Source organism: Rhizobium sp. AN6A (assembly GCF_900215635.1).
Lineage (GTDB): Bacteria > Pseudomonadota > Alphaproteobacteria > Rhizobiales > Rhizobiaceae > Agrobacterium > Agrobacterium tumefaciens.
Genome location: NZ_OCNC01000002.1, coordinates 103154 through 118980, shown reverse-complemented (window position 1 = coordinate 118980; position 15827 = coordinate 103154). Strand labels below are relative to the sequence as shown.

15 protein-coding genes are annotated in these 15827 nt (G+C 56.1%); 9 read left to right on the top strand and 6 right to left on the bottom strand.

Annotation, left to right across the window (positions count from 1 at the left end; all coding sequences use genetic code 11):
* Positions 1-32: 32 nt before the first annotated feature.
* Positions 33-1085, bottom strand: coding sequence for an ABC transporter ATP-binding protein (locus tag CRO62_RS01910; RefSeq protein ID WP_097098967.1), 1053 nt, complete (start codon positions 1083-1085; stop codon positions 33-35).
* A 143-nt stretch (positions 1086-1228) separates the two neighbouring features.
* On the bottom strand, positions 1229-2059 hold the full coding sequence (locus tag CRO62_RS01905) for an IclR family transcriptional regulator (RefSeq protein ID WP_141682942.1): 831 nt from the start codon (positions 2057-2059) through the stop codon (positions 1229-1231).
* A 165-nt stretch (positions 2060-2224) separates the two neighbouring features.
* Here CRO62_RS01905 and CRO62_RS01895 point away from each other — a divergent pair, with 165 nt between their 5' ends.
* A complete protein-coding gene (locus tag CRO62_RS01895) occupies positions 2225-3232 on the top strand; it encodes a Gfo/Idh/MocA family protein (RefSeq protein ID WP_179784433.1) in 1008 nt (335 codons plus the stop codon).
* 36 nt (positions 3233-3268) lie between these two features.
* Positions 3269-4201 carry an SMP-30/gluconolactonase/LRE family protein gene (locus CRO62_RS01890; protein ID WP_097098965.1) on the top strand — a complete coding sequence of 311 codons (933 nt, stop codon included), beginning with the start codon at positions 3269-3271 and terminating at the stop codon, positions 4199-4201.
* Positions 4202-4342: 141 nt separating this feature from the next.
* On the opposite strand, the gene CRO62_RS01885 is transcribed toward CRO62_RS01890, so the two are convergent.
* From CRO62_RS01885 to CRO62_RS01875, 3 genes are all read right to left on the bottom strand, one after another.
* Entirely contained in the window at positions 4343-5149 is an 807-nt protein-coding gene (locus CRO62_RS01885) for a shikimate dehydrogenase family protein (RefSeq protein WP_272448217.1), read from the bottom strand.
* On the bottom strand, positions 5146-7119 hold the full coding sequence (locus CRO62_RS01880) for an FG-GAP repeat domain-containing protein (protein ID WP_097098964.1): 1974 nt from the start codon (positions 7117-7119) through the stop codon (positions 5146-5148). Before CRO62_RS01880 ends, CRO62_RS01885 begins: the two co-directional genes overlap by 4 nt.
* Before the next feature lie 302 nt (positions 7120-7421).
* Positions 7422-8246, bottom strand: a complete 825-nt coding sequence (locus CRO62_RS01875) for an IclR family transcriptional regulator (RefSeq protein WP_081307465.1) — start codon at positions 8244-8246, stop codon at positions 7422-7424.
* Positions 8247-8589: 343 nt separating this feature from the next.
* Between CRO62_RS01875 and CRO62_RS01870 the strand changes: the two genes are divergently transcribed.
* The 5 genes from CRO62_RS01870 to CRO62_RS27770 all read left to right on the top strand — a co-directional run bounded on the left by CRO62_RS01870 (position 8590) and on the right by CRO62_RS27770 (position 12877).
* Positions 8590-9465, top strand: coding sequence for a ribokinase (locus tag CRO62_RS01870; protein ID WP_097098963.1), 876 nt, complete (start codon positions 8590-8592; stop codon positions 9463-9465).
* Between the two features lie 75 nt (positions 9466-9540).
* Positions 9541-10128 (top strand): LysE family translocator, encoded by a 588-nt coding sequence (locus CRO62_RS01865; protein ID WP_097098962.1) that lies wholly within the window; start codon positions 9541-9543, stop codon positions 10126-10128.
* Positions 10129-10331: 203 nt separating this feature from the next.
* Positions 10332-11243: an ABC transporter substrate-binding protein gene (locus tag CRO62_RS01860; protein WP_097098961.1), complete on the top strand. Its 912-nt coding sequence runs from the start codon at positions 10332-10334 to the stop codon at positions 11241-11243.
* A gap of 126 nt (positions 11244-11369) precedes the next feature.
* Entirely contained in the window at positions 11370-12698 is a 1329-nt protein-coding gene (locus CRO62_RS01855) for an LLM class flavin-dependent oxidoreductase (protein WP_210201845.1), read from the top strand.
* A 53-nt stretch (positions 12699-12751) separates the two neighbouring features.
* On the top strand, positions 12752-12877 hold the full coding sequence (locus CRO62_RS27770) for a hypothetical protein (protein WP_373694508.1): 126 nt from the start codon (positions 12752-12754) through the stop codon (positions 12875-12877).
* Here CRO62_RS27770 and CRO62_RS01845 read toward each other — a convergent pair.
* A complete protein-coding gene (locus CRO62_RS01845; protein WP_097098958.1) occupies positions 12869-13438 on the bottom strand; it encodes a TetR/AcrR family transcriptional regulator in 570 nt (189 codons plus the stop codon). The two genes, CRO62_RS27770 and CRO62_RS01845, sit on opposite strands and share 9 nt — an antisense overlap.
* Positions 13439-13574: 136 nt before the next feature.
* On the opposite strand from CRO62_RS01845, the gene CRO62_RS01840 reads away from it, so the two are divergent.
* Both CRO62_RS01840 and CRO62_RS01835 read left to right on the top strand, forming a co-directional pair.
* Positions 13575-14444 (top strand): metallophosphoesterase, encoded by an 870-nt coding sequence (locus CRO62_RS01840; protein WP_097098957.1) that lies wholly within the window; start codon positions 13575-13577, stop codon positions 14442-14444.
* Positions 14445-14455: 11 nt separating this feature from the next.
* Positions 14456-15772, top strand: coding sequence for an ABC transporter substrate-binding protein (locus CRO62_RS01835; protein WP_097098956.1), 1317 nt, complete (start codon positions 14456-14458; stop codon positions 15770-15772).
* Positions 15773-15827: the final 55 nt, after the last annotated feature.

Sequence of the window (15827 nt, the reverse complement as noted above, 5' to 3'; positions counted from 1 at the left end):
TATCAGGCAAAGTGGGCGGTGACGTCGCGTCGTTAAGACAAGCGCCTGCCAGTGCTCTCGCTGAAGAGGTGAACGCGTGAAAGATCCGGAGCCACGGTGATGGTCTCTCCAACCTTCGGAAGAACGCGATCTCGGAATATGCAGACGATGGTTTGCGCGCCATGCCGAGCGATGATCTGGGTCTCGGAGCCGGTCGGTTCGACGACTGTCACGGTAAGTGGCAGTCCGTCGTCACTGATCGTGAGATGCTCAGGACGCACGCCGTAGATCACTTTCTCGGAGATGTCCGCCACGCCTGCAGGTAAAGGAAGCTTGTGTCCGTCCTCTAGAACGAACCGGCCTTCCTCCACCCGACCGTTGAGGAAGTTCATAGATGGCGATCCGATAAACCCAGCGACAAATACGTTGGCGGGGTAATCATACAGTTCAAGCGGCGCGCCGACTTGCTCGACGTAACCGTCGTGCATGACAACGATCTTATCGGCCATTGTCATTGCCTCGACCTGATCGTGGGTGACATAGACGGTGGTGGTTTTAAGCCGCTGATGCAGTTCCTTGATTTCGGCGCGCATTTGCACACGCAATTTCGCGTCCAGGTTCGAGAGCGGCTCATCGAACAGGAATACTTGCGGATTGCGAACAATCGCGCGACCCATCGCCACGCGCTGACGCTGGCCGCCTGACAGTTCGCGAGGGTAACGATCAAGGAGCTTCGTGAGACTGAGGATCTCTGCTGCGCGTTGAACGCGCGTCTCTCGTTCTTCCCGCGGAGCCTTTTTGAGCTTCAGCGAGAAACCCATGTTTTCCGCAACGGTCATATGCGGATAAAGGGCATAGTTCTGGAAGACCATGGCGATATCCCTGGCCTTCGGCGGGATGTCGTTAACGGTACGTCCGCCGATCTGGATCTCACCGCCCGTGATATTTTCAAGGCCCGCGATCATCCGCAACAGGGTTGATTTACCGCAACCCGAGGGTCCGACGAGAGTGACGAATTCCCCTTCTCGGATATCGACGGACACGCCGTGAAGCACTTTTACGGCCCCGTAAGCTTTGCGAACGGCCTTCAGCTCAACATTAGCCAACTGTTTCCTCCTACCAGCCACCGAAGCGGCTACCTGGCCAGTGCGATCTCCCCGATCGCTATCGGAACGTTATTCCATTAAGGAAAGCGGGTGTCAAGGAGGATCAGCGCGACTGTGGTGGCAATCACAGCTAAAGACGAACTTTAGATAATATTTCCAATGACTTGTGACTTGCTAGAAGCGTTCGTTTGCGGGCTGGGTGAGGCAATTCGATAAGGCCAAAGTTCAGAAAGCTCCTGTGCAGTGGCCTTCACCTGTTCCGCCAACTGCGGTAAAACAAGTGCCGAAAAGCGGTGTATAGGTCCTGCGATGCTCACCGTTCCAACAACCTGACCTCCCACGCGTATAACCGCTGCGACAGCGGCGACTCCCGGTTCAGCTTCTTCGATCGCAGTGGCCCATCCACGTTCTTCTGTCTCGTCCAAAGCCGCCGAGAAGGTCTGTCTGGACGTGATGGCCCGCGGACCGCCGAGGTCCGTTCGGCCCAGCCCGCTTGCCACGGCCCTGGCCAATGCTTCCTCGCGGTCCAATGTGGCCAACCATGCTTTGCCGTTGGCCGTCGTGTGCAATGGCACCTTTGCTACAAGTTCCGGCTGGTAAATCAGGCCGGACCGCATGCCTTGCGAATGTGATATCCACGTCAGACCGTCAGGATCAAGGATCGCGATCCTGCCCAGTCCCTTGGTATCGCTGGCCAATCGGTCCAGGATCGGCTGGCAGATGTCGGGGATCCTTGTCCCAGCCAGCAAACGCTGGCCCATGACGGCGAGACGCAGCGAAAGGCGATAGAACCCGTTCTCGGGATCCTGTTCGGCCCAACCAAGGTCACACAAACTGTTGAGCAAGCGATGCGCTGCGCTCTTAGGCACGTCCAGCCGCCGACTGATCTCGCCCAAAGACAACCCAGTGGCATTCTCACTCAACAGCGTGATGAGGTCGAAACAACGATCGAGAAGGGATTTGACAAGGCGCATGGTACCACGATATTCGGTTTGTCGGAATACTATTCCAATAGCATTGTGGAGGGCGTTTCACAAGGAGCCGCTCAACGGCGGTCACCACGTCAGTCCGCGTCCGGCTGGCCAGTACTTTTAGCCACCGGCTCCTTGCTTGATAAACCCGCAATAAACGGAGTCGGGATGAAGATCGCAGTTTTCGACGTCAGCCATTGGCACTTTCCGCTTTACATCCCTGCGTTAAAAGATCCGGGAATCGAGGTCGTTGGGATATCGGACAGCGCTTCGTTTGCAGGCGCTCGTTTTTCAAATCTGCTCAATTGTAAACTCTACGGCTCCAATGAGGAGCTCCTGAACGCAGATTTCGACTTCGCGCTTGTATTGAGCCGGCACTCCGACATGGCAGAACTTGCTGAGCAGCTCATTGCTAAGGGTACGCCTTTTTTGATTGAAAAGCCATGCGGGCTGAATCTGGAGGAGGTTCGTCGTATACGCACTTTGGCCGAAAAACGCGGCGTTTATGTGAGTGTGCCTTTTATTCAACGCGTAAGTGAATTGGCCGATCGTTTATCGCCGGCCGCAGGACTAACGCCAGACGGGTTTCAACATTTGTCCTTCAGGTTCATCGTAGGGTCGGTTGCCCGTTACGAGCGGAATGGATGCGCTTGGATGCTCGACAAGCACCACGCTGGAGGTGGATCGATGCTCAATGTTGGCATTCACTTCATCGACCTGATCTCGACACTCACGCAAAGCCCGATCATCCGTGTCGCAGGCGAGGTTCGGATCTACCGACCTGACGTAACTGTCGACGAACAGGCAGTGTTCACCTGCCGAACTGCCGCAGGACAGATAGGGGTCATCGAGACTGGCTATTTGTACCCCTCGACCGCCGATGATCAACGAGACTTTGCCTTTTCGCTCTCTCATCGTGCACGCTATATTCGCGGGTATGCTGATCAATTCTACGCCAAGTCGCCCGAACAGGAGAAGGCTTTTGCCGTGAATATCGAGTACAACACCGACGAATATTACCCAGTCTTCCTTCGTCGGAGCTGGGCGGATCTAGCGAGCGGAAGCCGTCCCGTTGCAGGCCTGCTCGAAGCGGAGCGCGCTCTCGCCGTGCTTGAGGCGGGATACCGATCAGCGGAAAGAGGTGGAGCACCTGAGGACGTGGAAATGAATAGTTAAGTCGCATGCCGACTTCGTTCAGGATCGGTGGGCCAAATGACGAGAACCGACATTGAGATAATGGCGACGGGACTTCGCTTTCCGGAAGGACCGGTCGAACTTCCAGACGGTTCGATTGCCGTCGTAGAGATCGGTGCCGGTCGGATCATTAGGATCAGCGGAGGCGGAAAACACGAAGTACTAGCCCAGACCGGCGGCGGCCCTAACGGGATGGCGTTAGGGCCGGATGGAGCGCTCTACGTTTGCAATAATGGAGGGTTCTCGTGGCAGCAGGAAGGCGAGTGGTTGCGACCCGTTGGTCTGGCCGCAGATTACACCGGTGGATTGGTCCAAAGGGTCGATATCGCGACGGGTGAGGTGACGACCTTGTATGACCAGTGCGAGGGCAGGAGACTTAGCGGCCCTAACGACATTGTTTTCGATGATCAGGGCGGCTTTTATTTCACAGACACGGGCAGGGTCCGGGAGTTTCAGCGCGACCATGGTGCTGTCTATTACGGAAAAGCCGATGGCAGTTCGATAAAGAGTGTGGTGTTTCCACTGTTCGCACCAAACGGAATTGGCTTGTCACCCGATCTTTCGACGCTTTACGTCGCCGAAATGGAAACAGCACGACTTTGGAGCTACGCCATCGCTGGGCCGGGGGTAGTCCATAAAAGACCTTTTCCGAGCCAGAATGGCGGCGAGCTCGTTATTGGACTAGGCGGCTTCCAACGCCTGGATAGCCTAAAGATTGCGGCTTCCGGTAACATCTGTGTCTCGACCTTGGTAACCGGGTGCATATCGGTGATTTCTCCTCAAGGCGAGCTGATTGACCAAGTCTGGATGCCGGAAGTCTATCCGACAAACCTCGCGTTTGTAGGCCAAGGGTTGCACGACGCCGTTGTGACGCTCTCGTTGACAGGTAGGGTAGGCAGACTTTGGTGGCCAGAGAAAGGTCTGAGGCTGCAAAATCACGGTGCTGGATAATCCTAGCACCGCCTCGGCAGGGTCCCCGTTTGTCAGAGCAGCAGCCTCTTCTTAGCCAACGCATTGCAATGGCCCTCCTGACAGGTGCCAGAGCGCGCTTTTAAAGCCACCTCATTTGGAGGCTACCCAGCCTAAGCGCAACTAAGCCCAAAGCTCACATATATGGTCGACAGTGAGGTCGGCTTGTCCGGTGATCATGTGCATGCCGGAATGCGTTTCGACGTCCCGTGCTGCAGCCAGCGCAAGAAGCCTGGTTGTTTCTGGCTGAGCAATGACTTCAGCCAGTGTCATTCCAGGCTGCAGGAGATCCGGATCGAGGGGTAGCGCGTCCGTATCTTGAAGGCCCAGTGACGTGGCATTGACGACGAGTTGCCCAGCTTCCGGCTCGGCTCTGCCTGCCTTGGCAACCGTTCTCCCAAAGTCAGCATTCACCGTCTCAGCAAGCGCTTCGGCTTTGTCAAAAGTTCGATTTGACACCGTAATGCTGTTGGCACCTGCCTCGACGAGTGCAAACGCTATAGCAACCGAAGCACCACCGGCTCCGATGATGAGAGCATCGCGACCCTCTGTCGCAATCCCTTTCGATTGAAGGCCACGGACAAAGCCTTTGCCATCGAATTGGTAGCCTCGAAAACTACCGTCGCGTTCGCGTCGGACGAAGTTGACAGCGCCGACCCGGGCTGCCACCGGATCTAGACTGTCGCAAAGATCGATCGCAGTTTGCTTGTGAGGTAGAGTAATGCCGAACCCCACGAGGTTCGGCATCGCCCTCAAGCCAGCCCAGATCGTAGCCAGGTCTGTCGCGGGTACATGGAGAGGAACGGAGACGATATCAGCCCCGCGTGCCGCAAAAAGAGGGTTGACCGCAGCTGGCGACTTGGCCTGGGCGATAGGATCGCCGATTATGCCGATCAACCTAGTTGTACCTCGAATGATAACGCCGCTCACCACGACAACTCCTCGCGTTTCAGCCAGACAATGCTGCCGTCCTCGATCCCAACGACGATATCGAGGCTTCCACGGCCAGCCCAATCGACAACTTCCGGGGAAGCAACGTGCATAGCCATCTGAGTAATCTCGTTACGGTGCTTGATCGGTATCGGTAACTCAAACCGCGGCTCGTCCGGTGTGCCGACATTGCGGGAGTAGAACAGGCCTGCCTGCTTTGTTGTATTGCGTGGTGCGCCGGTCTTTGGATCCGGCGGCACGCAGGCGCGAGCATGGGTCCCAAAAATCAGATCGGTACGACCTGACCCCTCCCAATCGCAGAAGCATAGCTTCACGCGACCGCGACCTCCGCCGACATCGACCGTAAAGCGCATTGCTTCGCCATTTTCCCAACGAAGGAAACGTTTGTCGACGAGCTCCGTGTCAGACGCTTTCCTCCAATCACTAAGGACCCCATCCTCATCCAATGCGATGTAATGAAGGTCGCTGTCGTTAAGCCAATCAACGACCGCCGGTCGAACCCGCCAGACTGTCTTCAAGGGCTTGCCGTTGAAGGTTAGAAACTCTTCCTCGCCGAAGCGTGGCGGCAGGACCTTTTGGCCGGTGTTGCGGAATAGCCGATGATGGCCCGTGACGTCGCTAACCAAAATGTCCATGCTGCCATTGCCGGTCCAGTCGGCAAGCGTCGGGCAGGAATAGCCAAACATTTTCTCCGACGGTCCCTGGATAGAGCCCATTAATCCGGCCGCAATCCGGATCGGCGTGTCGCCACCCTTCAGCATAACTTCCTTGTCGAGAAAGATGGTGCCGTCTTTCTCTCGGCTTTGGTAGAAGAGGAGTTCGCCTGTGCTGTTGCCAACCACAAGATCGTAGTGCCCATCGCCACTGAAGTCATAGGCCGCCGGGCTTGGCAGGATACCTGCGTGGATCAACGGCTTCGTGGTTTCGATGCGGCCGCGCTGCTCAAAACGTGGTAGGCCATCCTCACCATCTCCGACGTTCTTGAGGAAGCTGATGTAGCCATCTTCGGCGCCATAAAGGATATCCTCACGACCGTCGCCATCCCAATCGACGACGCAGGGGAGATGGATGCAGTGATCGAGTTCCAGCACTGCGTCGTCCACACCGCGGACCAGGCTGGTTGGCTCGAAGGTTCCGTCTTCGCGCTGCCGGGCAATATGCAGGATATTCCAGAACTCGCCCGCTACAATGTGTTGCTGATTAGTCCCAAACGTGCCGAAAGCAGGCGCCAGCTGCCCATAAACTTCAAGCGGCGTTTCGCCGGCGACGAGGGCATGACCCTTTTCGAGCACAGGGGCTGCGAGGGTACCTGAGTTCTTGAATGCGTACAGGAACCCACGCAGCGGACCGCCGAGCCAACGGCCGGCGTCGTCATAGCCGCGATAACCTTCGTCGTTCCATTCCAGACCGTTCGGCCAGTAGTCGTTCCAGTAGTCGCTTCCGACGACAAGTTCTGCGACGCCGTCGCCGTCGATATCGTGGAACCGGGCCATATGGAAATATTCGTTACCCTTGACCCAGTCGGCATCGAGATCCAGGCGCACGGGGTCGCCGAATTCAGGGGCGCCTTTTGTCCCGATGTTGGGAAACACATAAATCTGTTTGCGCAGCCGCGAGGCGGAGATGAGATGGAAGAGATCTCCATCCTTAACGGCCGTCACGTAACCGCGGACCCCTTCCACCAGCTCTTCTTCGCCCAAAATAGGTGTGCCGTCAGGATTGGTGCCGATTTGGCGACGCAAGAAGACGCGACCGTCGTAGCAGGCGTCCCATGCAGAAATCAGCATGTCCTTTGTACCTGTGCCGCTCCAGTCGACGATCTCGACACAGGTGATGATCCGACCTGCGACAGCCGCCGACTTGACGTTCGGGTGGTATTTCAAAGCCTCCGAGCCATAATCTGGACCGTGCCAAAGAGTGGCGTCGTCCTCCCATCTTGTTACGCTCATCGCAAACCCTCTCCACTTGCAGAATTAATTGGAAATGATTTCTAAAACGAAATCACCTTTCAAATCTAGTAAAAAATTTAGTCAGGCGCGCCTTCGGCACAGGGCAGAGGATAAACGCGAGTGTGGTCCCATTCAGCCTGCATTGCTGGCGGGCTGGCAGTGGACAAGCTGTGTAGCGACGTGTGGGAGGCGCGCAGAACCGCCTCCGTGATTGCACATGATGAGGTCTGGAATGCCAGAGCTCGGCGATCCTTGCCGATCCAGCCGGCGGTGATCATGCTTCAAAGTAACTGCAGACCCAGCTACCGCACTGCGCCGGTTGCAACGATCAGGGGCGTCATGGTTCGCTGACGAACTCGCAGAGGCCAGATGTCGCTCAGTTCTTCCGCAGCCTTCTTGAGGGAACGAACCAAGTCGGGCCAGCGATCTTCGGTTATACGCATAAGAGGTCCCGCGACGGAGATCGTTCCAGCGACCGGCGCTTCAGCATCAGAACTCGTGCGAAAGGGAACCGCAACTGCTGCGGTACCAGCCTCACCCTCCTCGACAGAGGTTGCGAAGCCCCGCTCCCGGGTTTCATTCAGTCGGACTCTGAGTTCATCGATTGATCGAGCAGAATTGGGGCCAAGCTTCCGTTTGGCCGTAAAACCGCGAGAATAGACAATCTCCAGTGCGCGCTCTTCAGGCAGAGTAGAAAGCCACGCCTTTCCGTTCGCTGTTGCGTGAAGGACAATTTCTTGTCCCATGTCCGGGTCATACCGGAGGCCGGTTGTCGCCCCTTGTGCGCGTGCCACCCATACCAAATCCTGGTCTTCCAGGATCGCTAGACGGCAATATTCTTGCGTTTCCGCGGCCAACCGGTTCAGGACAGATTGAACCACATCGGGGACGTTTCGGGCATCGAGATTGCGGAACGCCAAGGCGCTCAACCGAAGAGAAAGGGCATAGTTTTGGCTGGCTGCGTCCTGGGTAACCCAACCGTGGTTAATCAGGGTAGTCAAGAGGCGATGGACCGCACTCGCCGGCATATCAAGACGTCCGGCGAGGTCGGACAACTCGATTGATCCTGCTTCTCCAGCCATAACTTCTAAGAGCGTCAGGCATCGTGATACGGCTGCGACGGTCAAACGTTGATCTCCTTTTTGTCAAGACTATAGGGTTTGTTTCCAATATGGAATAGGCTTCCACAACCGATCGCTATTTGTTGTCGCCGCCGTTAAGTCTCGATCTGGTGGCCCGGGGCACGCGCTCGCCAGAAAGGTTCGGATTTGCTTTTCGGAGCTTGATGAAAATAGAAATGGATTCTAAAAGAAAAAGTAATTCTGATTATGTGCGATCCGCTTGAGAGTGAGAACTGATGGGAATGTCACGGTGATGTTCACATATTACCGACGAAGATCTCATCCATCGCGCATGGCTAAGGTACCATTTTGGCGCCGCCGGCGACCAGCAAGCTAAGGGGTTGGTAATATGATCGTCACGTTCGGATCCATCAATGTTGACCTCATCTACCTGGTTAACGAGATACCTCAAGCGGGTCAGACTGTCTTAGCACGCGGATCGCAAACGGCGGCTGGAGGAAAGGGAGCTAACCAAGCGCTGGCAGCTGCGCGGGATGGCGCAAATGTCGTCATGGCGGGGTCGGTGGGTGACGACGCCATGGCCCCTATCGCCCTTCAGAATTTGCAAAGCGAGGTCGATATCCGCCGTGTGGTCCGATCGAAGGAGCCTACCGGCTCCGCCGCAATAATCATCGATGCCGATGGCCGCAATATGATCGCAGTCGCAGCAGGCGCCAACCTGATAGCCCAATCCAATGGCGTTGAGGATGAGCTGCTTCGTAACGCAAGTTACGTCCTAATGCAGATGGAGAATGACGTTGTTCAGATTGAAAATCTAATCAGACGGGTTTCTAATCATCCCGCAAAGTCAATTCTCAACCTGGCTCCGGCCTACCGGCTGGATCGCGACCTTCTCTCGCTTGTCGATATCGTAATCGTCAACGAAGACGAGGCCGAAGCTCTGTCCGGTTGGCTTGGTTGCGAGCCGACCGCGAGATCGTTGTCCGAGTCTCTCGACACCGGTGTCCTACGCACCATGGGAGGAGAGGGAGCCGAAGCATTCATCAATGGCGAGAATGTGTGGGTGCCGGCGCTGCGCGTTGATGCCGTGGATACGACTGCAGCTGGTGATTGTTTTGTGGGCGTCCTCGCGTCCGCTCTCGATCGAGGCCTCTCGCTCGACGCGGCGATGCGACGAGCCGCAAAGGCCGCTGCGATTGCCTGCTCGCGTCCGGGAAGCCAGTCGAGCATTCCTCACGGCAACGAGACAGATAGTTGGAGCTGAGAAAAGCCAAGGGCAATCACCTGCGTGAACCCCATCGGAATTGACTGAAGACACTTCCAATACAGGCGACCTGCAATGAGCTATCCAGCATTTATCTCGGCGGTGTTCATTCTGCTACTGAGCCCCGGCCCGACCAATACTTTGATGGGGTTGGCATCGGCACGCAACAGTTTCTGGGTCGTTCCGAGATTACTGCCCGCCGAACTGCTTGGTTATCTCAGCATGATCTTGCCCCTTACGTGGCTTGGCGGAGAGCTGATCGCGCGTTGGCCGGAAACCGCTCTGGTGCTGAAGGCTGCAGCGGGGATTTGGGTTATGTATCTTGCCATAAAGCTTTGGATGGCAGGAAGCAAAGATGTCATGGACCGCAGCGTGACCACTCGACGCATATTTGTGACGACGACGCTCAACCCCAAGGCCCTTGTGTTCGGACTTGTTCTTCTACCTCCGCCGATCGCACCGGAGTTCCTGCCAAAACTTATCATTTTCGTTGCCTTGGCAAGCATGGTTGCCGTGATTTGGGGTTTGATCGGCAGGTTGACGCAGGTCGGTGCGCGAAGCCATTGGCGTCTGATGATACTTCAGCGGGCCGCATCCGTGTGGCTCGCTATCGTGTCGTGCACGGTTGTGGCGGGGCTGTTTAATATTTCATTTGCCGTCTGAGTCGTTCCTCTGCGCCTATCGACCGCGCTGTGCCAACTGGCTTGAGGGGCCGGATCGGTTAAAAGGAAAACTTATTTCATACGGCGCGTCACTTAGTCGTTTCCATTTCAGAGAATCAATCGCTGCTAGACGGAAGTTGCTGTAATCGCAGGATTTATTTGTATATAAATCTAATCGATTTAATATATAAAAGAGGAAAATTTATGAAATTACGCTCTCTAGCGATTGCTGTGGCTGCCATGGTTATGGCCTTCGGCCCGTCGTGCGCATTCGCCCAAAGCGATCCGCTCGGCGGCACGGCCGGGACCTCAGACAAGTCGACGATTATCGTTGGCTCCGCCGATTTTCCGGAGAGCCAGATTCTCGCCACGATCTATGCAAAGGCGCTGGAGGCGAAGGGAATCAAGGTTGAGATTCACCCAAGTATCGGTAGCCGGGAGGTATATTTTCCAGCGTTGAAGGATGGTTCGATTGATCTTATACCAGAGTACGGCGGCGCCGTATTGCGCTACCTCGACAAGGGCTCAACCCAGAACTCAACTGAAGAAGTTCTAGCTGCGTTGAAGAAGGTTTTGCCGGAAGGCGTACAGATACTCTCAGCATCATCGGCCCAGGATACAAACACTGTCGCCGTAACGCAGGCCACAGCCGAAAAATACGGCTTGAAGTCCATCGGCGATCTGAAAGGCTATGCCGAGGATTGGGTTCTGGGTGGACCGCCCGAATGGAAGGTAAGGCCCGACGGCGTCCTCGGGTTCGAAAAAAACTACGGGGTAAAGTTCAAGTCCTACAAGACGCTGGACGTATGCGGGCCGCTGGTGCTGTCGGCTCTTGAAAATGGCCAAATCCAGGTAGGCTGCGGCTTCTCCACGGATCCGGCGCTCAAGTCTCACAAGCTTGTTACTCTGACCGACCCACTCAATCAGTTTCCCTCACAAAACATCCTCCCGCTGATATCTTCCGCGAAAGCCACGAAGGAAATTGCGGCGATCCTTGACGCAGTCTCCGCCGCGCTTACCACCGACGGACTAATCGAATTAAATGCGCGGATCAACGCGCATGAAAGTTACGATACAATCGCGAGCGACTGGCTGAAGGCCAACAAGCTGAACTGATCCAAACTTGGTCGGGCTCGACAATTGACCCGACCAGGATCCTGTTATGTGTAAAATGAACTGCCGCCGACCGAATGAATGCGTCGAAGCTCTAGGAGCGAGATTGGCAGTTTTTAAGGATTTGATATGCCAAGACGCCAGCACATGGTTCTCTCTGCGTTTTTCTACAACCCACAGGGAGATCACCGGCTTTCGTGGAGGCATCCGGCCGCCCCTGGCCGTGAAATTTTTGACCTGGACTATTACCGGCAATTGGCGGAGGTCGCAGAGCAGGCAAAGATCGATACGATCTTCATAGCAGACCATCTGGGAATCTGGGACACTTTCGAAAGTGGCGTGGCCCATTATGCCAACGCACGCCTGGAGCCGCTTTCACTTGTTGCCGCGCTATCCGCAGTTACGAAGAACATCGGCTTCATTGTCACGGCATCGACCTCTTACAACGAACCCTACAACATTGCTCGGACATTTGCTTCCCTCGATCATCTTTCAAAGGGACGCGTGGCGTGGAATGTCGTTACATCAGCGCTGGAAGAAGAAGCCAGAAACTTCGGCCTGAGCGCCAATATCGGCCACGCGACCCGGTATCAGCGCGCTGGCGAATTTCTCGATGTCGTCACCAGGCTCTGGGACAGCTGGGAGGACGAAGCTCTCCTGATAGACAAGGAGAGCGGGTATTTCGCGGATCCATCGAAGATACACTACCTCGATCATGCCGGGACCCACTTTAACGTTCGAGGGCCGCTGAATGTCGCGCGTCCGCCACAGGGCCATCCGCTCATTGTGCAGGCGGGCTCTTCTGAGGCCGGCAGGGACCTGGCTACGGATTACGCCGACATCCACTTCGCAGTGTTTCGAAACGAGGAAGAAGGAAAGCAATACCGGGCCGACATCGAGAAGCGTCTAGCACAAAAGGGGAGGGCTCCGGAGAGCTTTTTCCTGCTGCCTGGTGTCCTTCCCGTGGTGTCGGCTTCACGTCAGGAGGCAGAGGATCGGCAGGCCGCTCTAGAAGAGCTTATGATCGATCGCGTCAGTCTCGACCTCCTGTCGAGCTGGTCCGCCATGGATCTTTCCTCTTATCCGCTCGATGGCCCCATGCCTGAACTGCCCGACGAGGCCAAGTTCGACGGATGGCGGACTTGGCTCAACATCGTGAAGAGCGAGACGAATAGCGCAGCGACAATCCGGCAGCTTGCGCGAAAGATAGCGAATACGGGCTCCGTCCCCATGGTGTCTGGAACAGTTGTGGACGTAGCAGATCAGTTAGAGTCGTGGTTTACATCCGGTGTTGCCGATGGCTTCAATCTCATGTTCCCGCTGCTTCCGGATGACTGGGTCAATTTCGCCCGCTCGGTCGTCCCAGAACTCCAGCGTCGGGGCCTTTTCCGCACGGAGTATGAAAAGGGTACATTCCGTGACCGTTTGCAACTGCCGCGGCCAGCACACCGCATTTGATCGCAAACACCCCTTTTACCTTCGACCAACAATTGACCATCCTCCGTGTCCTGATGCTCACGTCAAAGGGGTCAGCGGGCGTAGCGGGTGCCGGGGTTGTAACATTGGCTGCTACGCTAGCGTGGATGCACACCAGCAGGCTTAGGTCTGCTCGTCGAATTATAGTTGCGTCACGTTGAAAGCGCATTCCAACACATACGCACAATACCTGCCCTCTGTTCGCTCGTGAGCGGTTCGCCGGTTAATCGATGTCGTTTTAGAGTGTTGCGGATTGCGCCGCGAACGAACGAGCCCGCAAGTTTTGCCGACAGTCCCCATTCCGGTCCGTTTTCCTGGGCTTCAGAGAATACAGCGATGCTATGTTCCGTGATCTCAGAAAATATGACCGTGAGCTGCTCTAACTCAATAGAGGGTGAGTTAGTCAGATAGTCGTAAAGGATCGCTCGGTTCGCGTCTGCCCAGATGAACTCAATATAAGCGAGAACGTAGTCCTCAATCCGGGTGCGATACGGGATCGACCGATCAATCGGCCTAACAACTGCTTCCTCCATTATCGCTGCCAGATGCCGGCAGACATCGAGGATCAACCCTTCTTTTGAAGGAAAGTAGTTGTAGAGCGAACCGGTTGCGACGTTCGCGGTTTTGGCAATAGTCACCATCGACGCCTGTAGGCCCTGTTCAACGAAGAGTAGGGCCGAGGCTTCGATAATGCGCTGTCGTGGATCTAGTTGTTGGCGCATGAATGAACGTTCATCTCAATGTCATGATGGATTGGTATCAGGCCGTGTGTGGGTGGACAAGCAAGTCGCATCCAACTGTTTTCAGTCAGCGTCGTCTCCAGAGGCGAAGCTATACATATGATCAGCGAGTGTGACAATGACGCTTCATCCAACCTTCGTTCACCTGACCGACCTCCACATTGGAGCGCCGGAGCTCTTTGATGACCATCTGCTTTCAGATACGTCGTCAACGCTTGCGGCAATCCTTGAAGATATCAAGAGCATCGTTCCGCAGCCCGACTTTATCGTGATCAGCGGCGATCTGGTCAATCGCGGCGAGATCATCGACTATGAGGAACTGCAACGGATATTCCATAATGCCGGCCTGACGATGCCGGTCCTATTCGGTTTGGGCAACCACGACGTCCGCAGCAATTTCTATCAGACCGTTCTCGGCAGGACCTCCGAACTTGCCGCGCCTTACGATCACGACCAGGTCGTCAGCGGCATTCACGTCATCGTTCTCGACACTTCGGTACCTGGACGCATCGGTGGCAATTTCGAGCCGGGTCAGTTGGAATGGCTGACGGCTGCGCTCGATCGGCATCCGGAACTGCCGAAACTGATCGCCATGCATCATGGGCCTGCCCTCGACGAAGATGATCTTGTTGGCCAGTGGGAGACACTATCCTGTGTTGACACGATTGCTTTGCGTTCCGTTCTGGAGAACCGAAACGTAATCGGTATCGTCTCCGGCCATGTTCACTTCGACCGGGTCTCCGACTGGTACGGCATTCCACTGATCGTCGGTATTGGTCAGCATGCGGCGACGGATGTCCTGCAACTTCATGAAAACCTGCGGATGGTATCCGGATCGGGTTTTGCGCTCTGCAAGCTGCGTCCCTCCGGCCTGACGATCTCTTTCGTCCCTCAGCCTGCAGATAGGCGTGAACTCCATGTCCTTCCGCTTGCCACAATCGCGGAAATTGACATGCAACGCGCTGCTGCCCTGGCTGCGGCTGAGTAAGGATTCGACCGATGCAGAGAAGATCATTTCTTGCTAGCGCGATCTCCACCATCCTGACGGCTTCATTGCCGCTGAGTGGGGCATTCGCGCAGACTGCGAAGCTGGCAGTCGACAAGCCGGTGACCATCACCTTCTACAACTACAATCTGGCATCCGCCGGTATCGGGGCCGACGCCACCAAGAAGCTCATCGCGGAGTTCATGGCGGCCAATCCTGACATCAAGGTCGAGGGCGTTGCCGTGCCGCCGTCGGATATGGCAAGCCGACTTCAGAGCGATATCGCTGCAAACCGTATTCCCGACGTAGCCCAGGTGGTATTCGACGGCCTTTCCTTTGTGGCCGATAATCTCGGTGCCGTCGCGCTCGAGGACGCGATCCCGCAAAAGGAGCTGTCGGCCCATTTCGACGGTATGATCCCGGCTGGCATCAAGCTCGGCCAGTTGAACGGCAAGACCTACGCACTGGCCTATACGTTCTCAACGCCGGTATTGTTCTATAACGCCGATCTCTTCCGTAACGCGGGACTTGATCCCGACCAGCCCCCCAAGTCATGGGAAGAGGTCAAGCATTCGGCCATCACCATCAAGGAGAAAACAGGCGCACAGGGATTCAACGGTGCAGTCGCTGGCGGCGGCGCAGCCGGCTTTGACTGGGCATTGCAAGGTGTCATCCAGTCGTCTGGTGGAGCTGTTCTGTCGGAAGACCGCAAGACGATAAAATTCGGCGAAGCCGGCGCCATCAAGGCCATTTCTATGCTGCGCGACCTGCATGACACCGGTGCCTACGAGAATATGCCGAGTGACGTGATGATCGAAACGATGAAGTCTGGCCAGCTCGGCATGCTGCTCAATACGTCTGCCGCGCAGAACAGTCTCATCAAGGCATCGTCCGGCAAGTACGAATTGCGCGCCGCCCAGATGCCGGGCTTCGGCGACACGGCATCGACACCGACGAATTCGGGCAGTGGTCTCGTCATCCTCAGCGAAGATCCACTCAAGCAGCGTGCCGCGTGGGAACTGATGAAGTTTCTCACCTCCAAGCGCGGATATACGGTCATCACCTCGGAAATCGGCTACCTCCCGCTGCGCACGGATATTGTCGATGATCCCGCCTATCTCGGCCAATGGGTGAAAGAGCACCCCATGGTCCGCCCCAACCTTGCGCAGCTTGACCGCATGCGGCCATGGACAGCCTATCCGGGGCAAAACTATCGGCAGATCGCCAAGATCTTTCTCGATGCAACCGAGATGGCGGTATTCGGCGGCGGCGACGTGGCCAAGACCATGAAAGCCGCCCAAGACCAGGCACAGGGTCTGATGACGAACTGATCCGCATTTCCTGTGTCGCCGGATCAGCCGGCGGCAGCATTTGGAGAGGTTCTCG

Bases quoted from the DNA above. Each gene is read 5' to 3' on its own strand.
- CRO62_RS01905 (WP_141682942.1), bottom strand. From the start codon at position 2,059: ATGCGCCTTGTCAAATCCCTTCTCGATCGTTGTTTCGACCTCATCACG.
- CRO62_RS01895 (WP_179784433.1), top strand. From the start codon at position 2,225: ATGAAGATCGCAGTTTTCGACGTCAGCCATTGGCACTTTCCGCTTTAC.
- CRO62_RS01890 (WP_097098965.1), top strand. From the start codon at position 3,269: ATGACGAGAACCGACATTGAGATAATGGCGACGGGACTTCGCTTTCCG.
- CRO62_RS01880 (WP_097098964.1), bottom strand. From the start codon at position 7,119: ATGAGCGTAACAAGATGGGAGGACGACGCCACTCTTTGGCACGGTCCA.
- CRO62_RS01870 (WP_097098963.1), top strand. From the start codon at position 8,590: ATGATCGTCACGTTCGGATCCATCAATGTTGACCTCATCTACCTGGTT.
- CRO62_RS01865 (WP_097098962.1), top strand. From the start codon at position 9,541: ATGAGCTATCCAGCATTTATCTCGGCGGTGTTCATTCTGCTACTGAGC.
- CRO62_RS01860 (WP_097098961.1), top strand. From the start codon at position 10,332: ATGAAATTACGCTCTCTAGCGATTGCTGTGGCTGCCATGGTTATGGCC.
- CRO62_RS01855 (WP_210201845.1), top strand. From the start codon at position 11,370: ATGCCAAGACGCCAGCACATGGTTCTCTCTGCGTTTTTCTACAACCCA.
- CRO62_RS27770 (WP_373694508.1), top strand. From the start codon at position 12,752: ATGCTCACGTCAAAGGGGTCAGCGGGCGTAGCGGGTGCCGGGGTTGTA.
- CRO62_RS01845 (WP_097098958.1), bottom strand. From the start codon at position 13,438: ATGCGCCAACAACTAGATCCACGACAGCGCATTATCGAAGCCTCGGCC.
- CRO62_RS01840 (WP_097098957.1), top strand. From the start codon at position 13,575: ATGACGCTTCATCCAACCTTCGTTCACCTGACCGACCTCCACATTGGA.
- CRO62_RS01835 (WP_097098956.1), top strand. From the start codon at position 14,456: ATGCAGAGAAGATCATTTCTTGCTAGCGCGATCTCCACCATCCTGACG.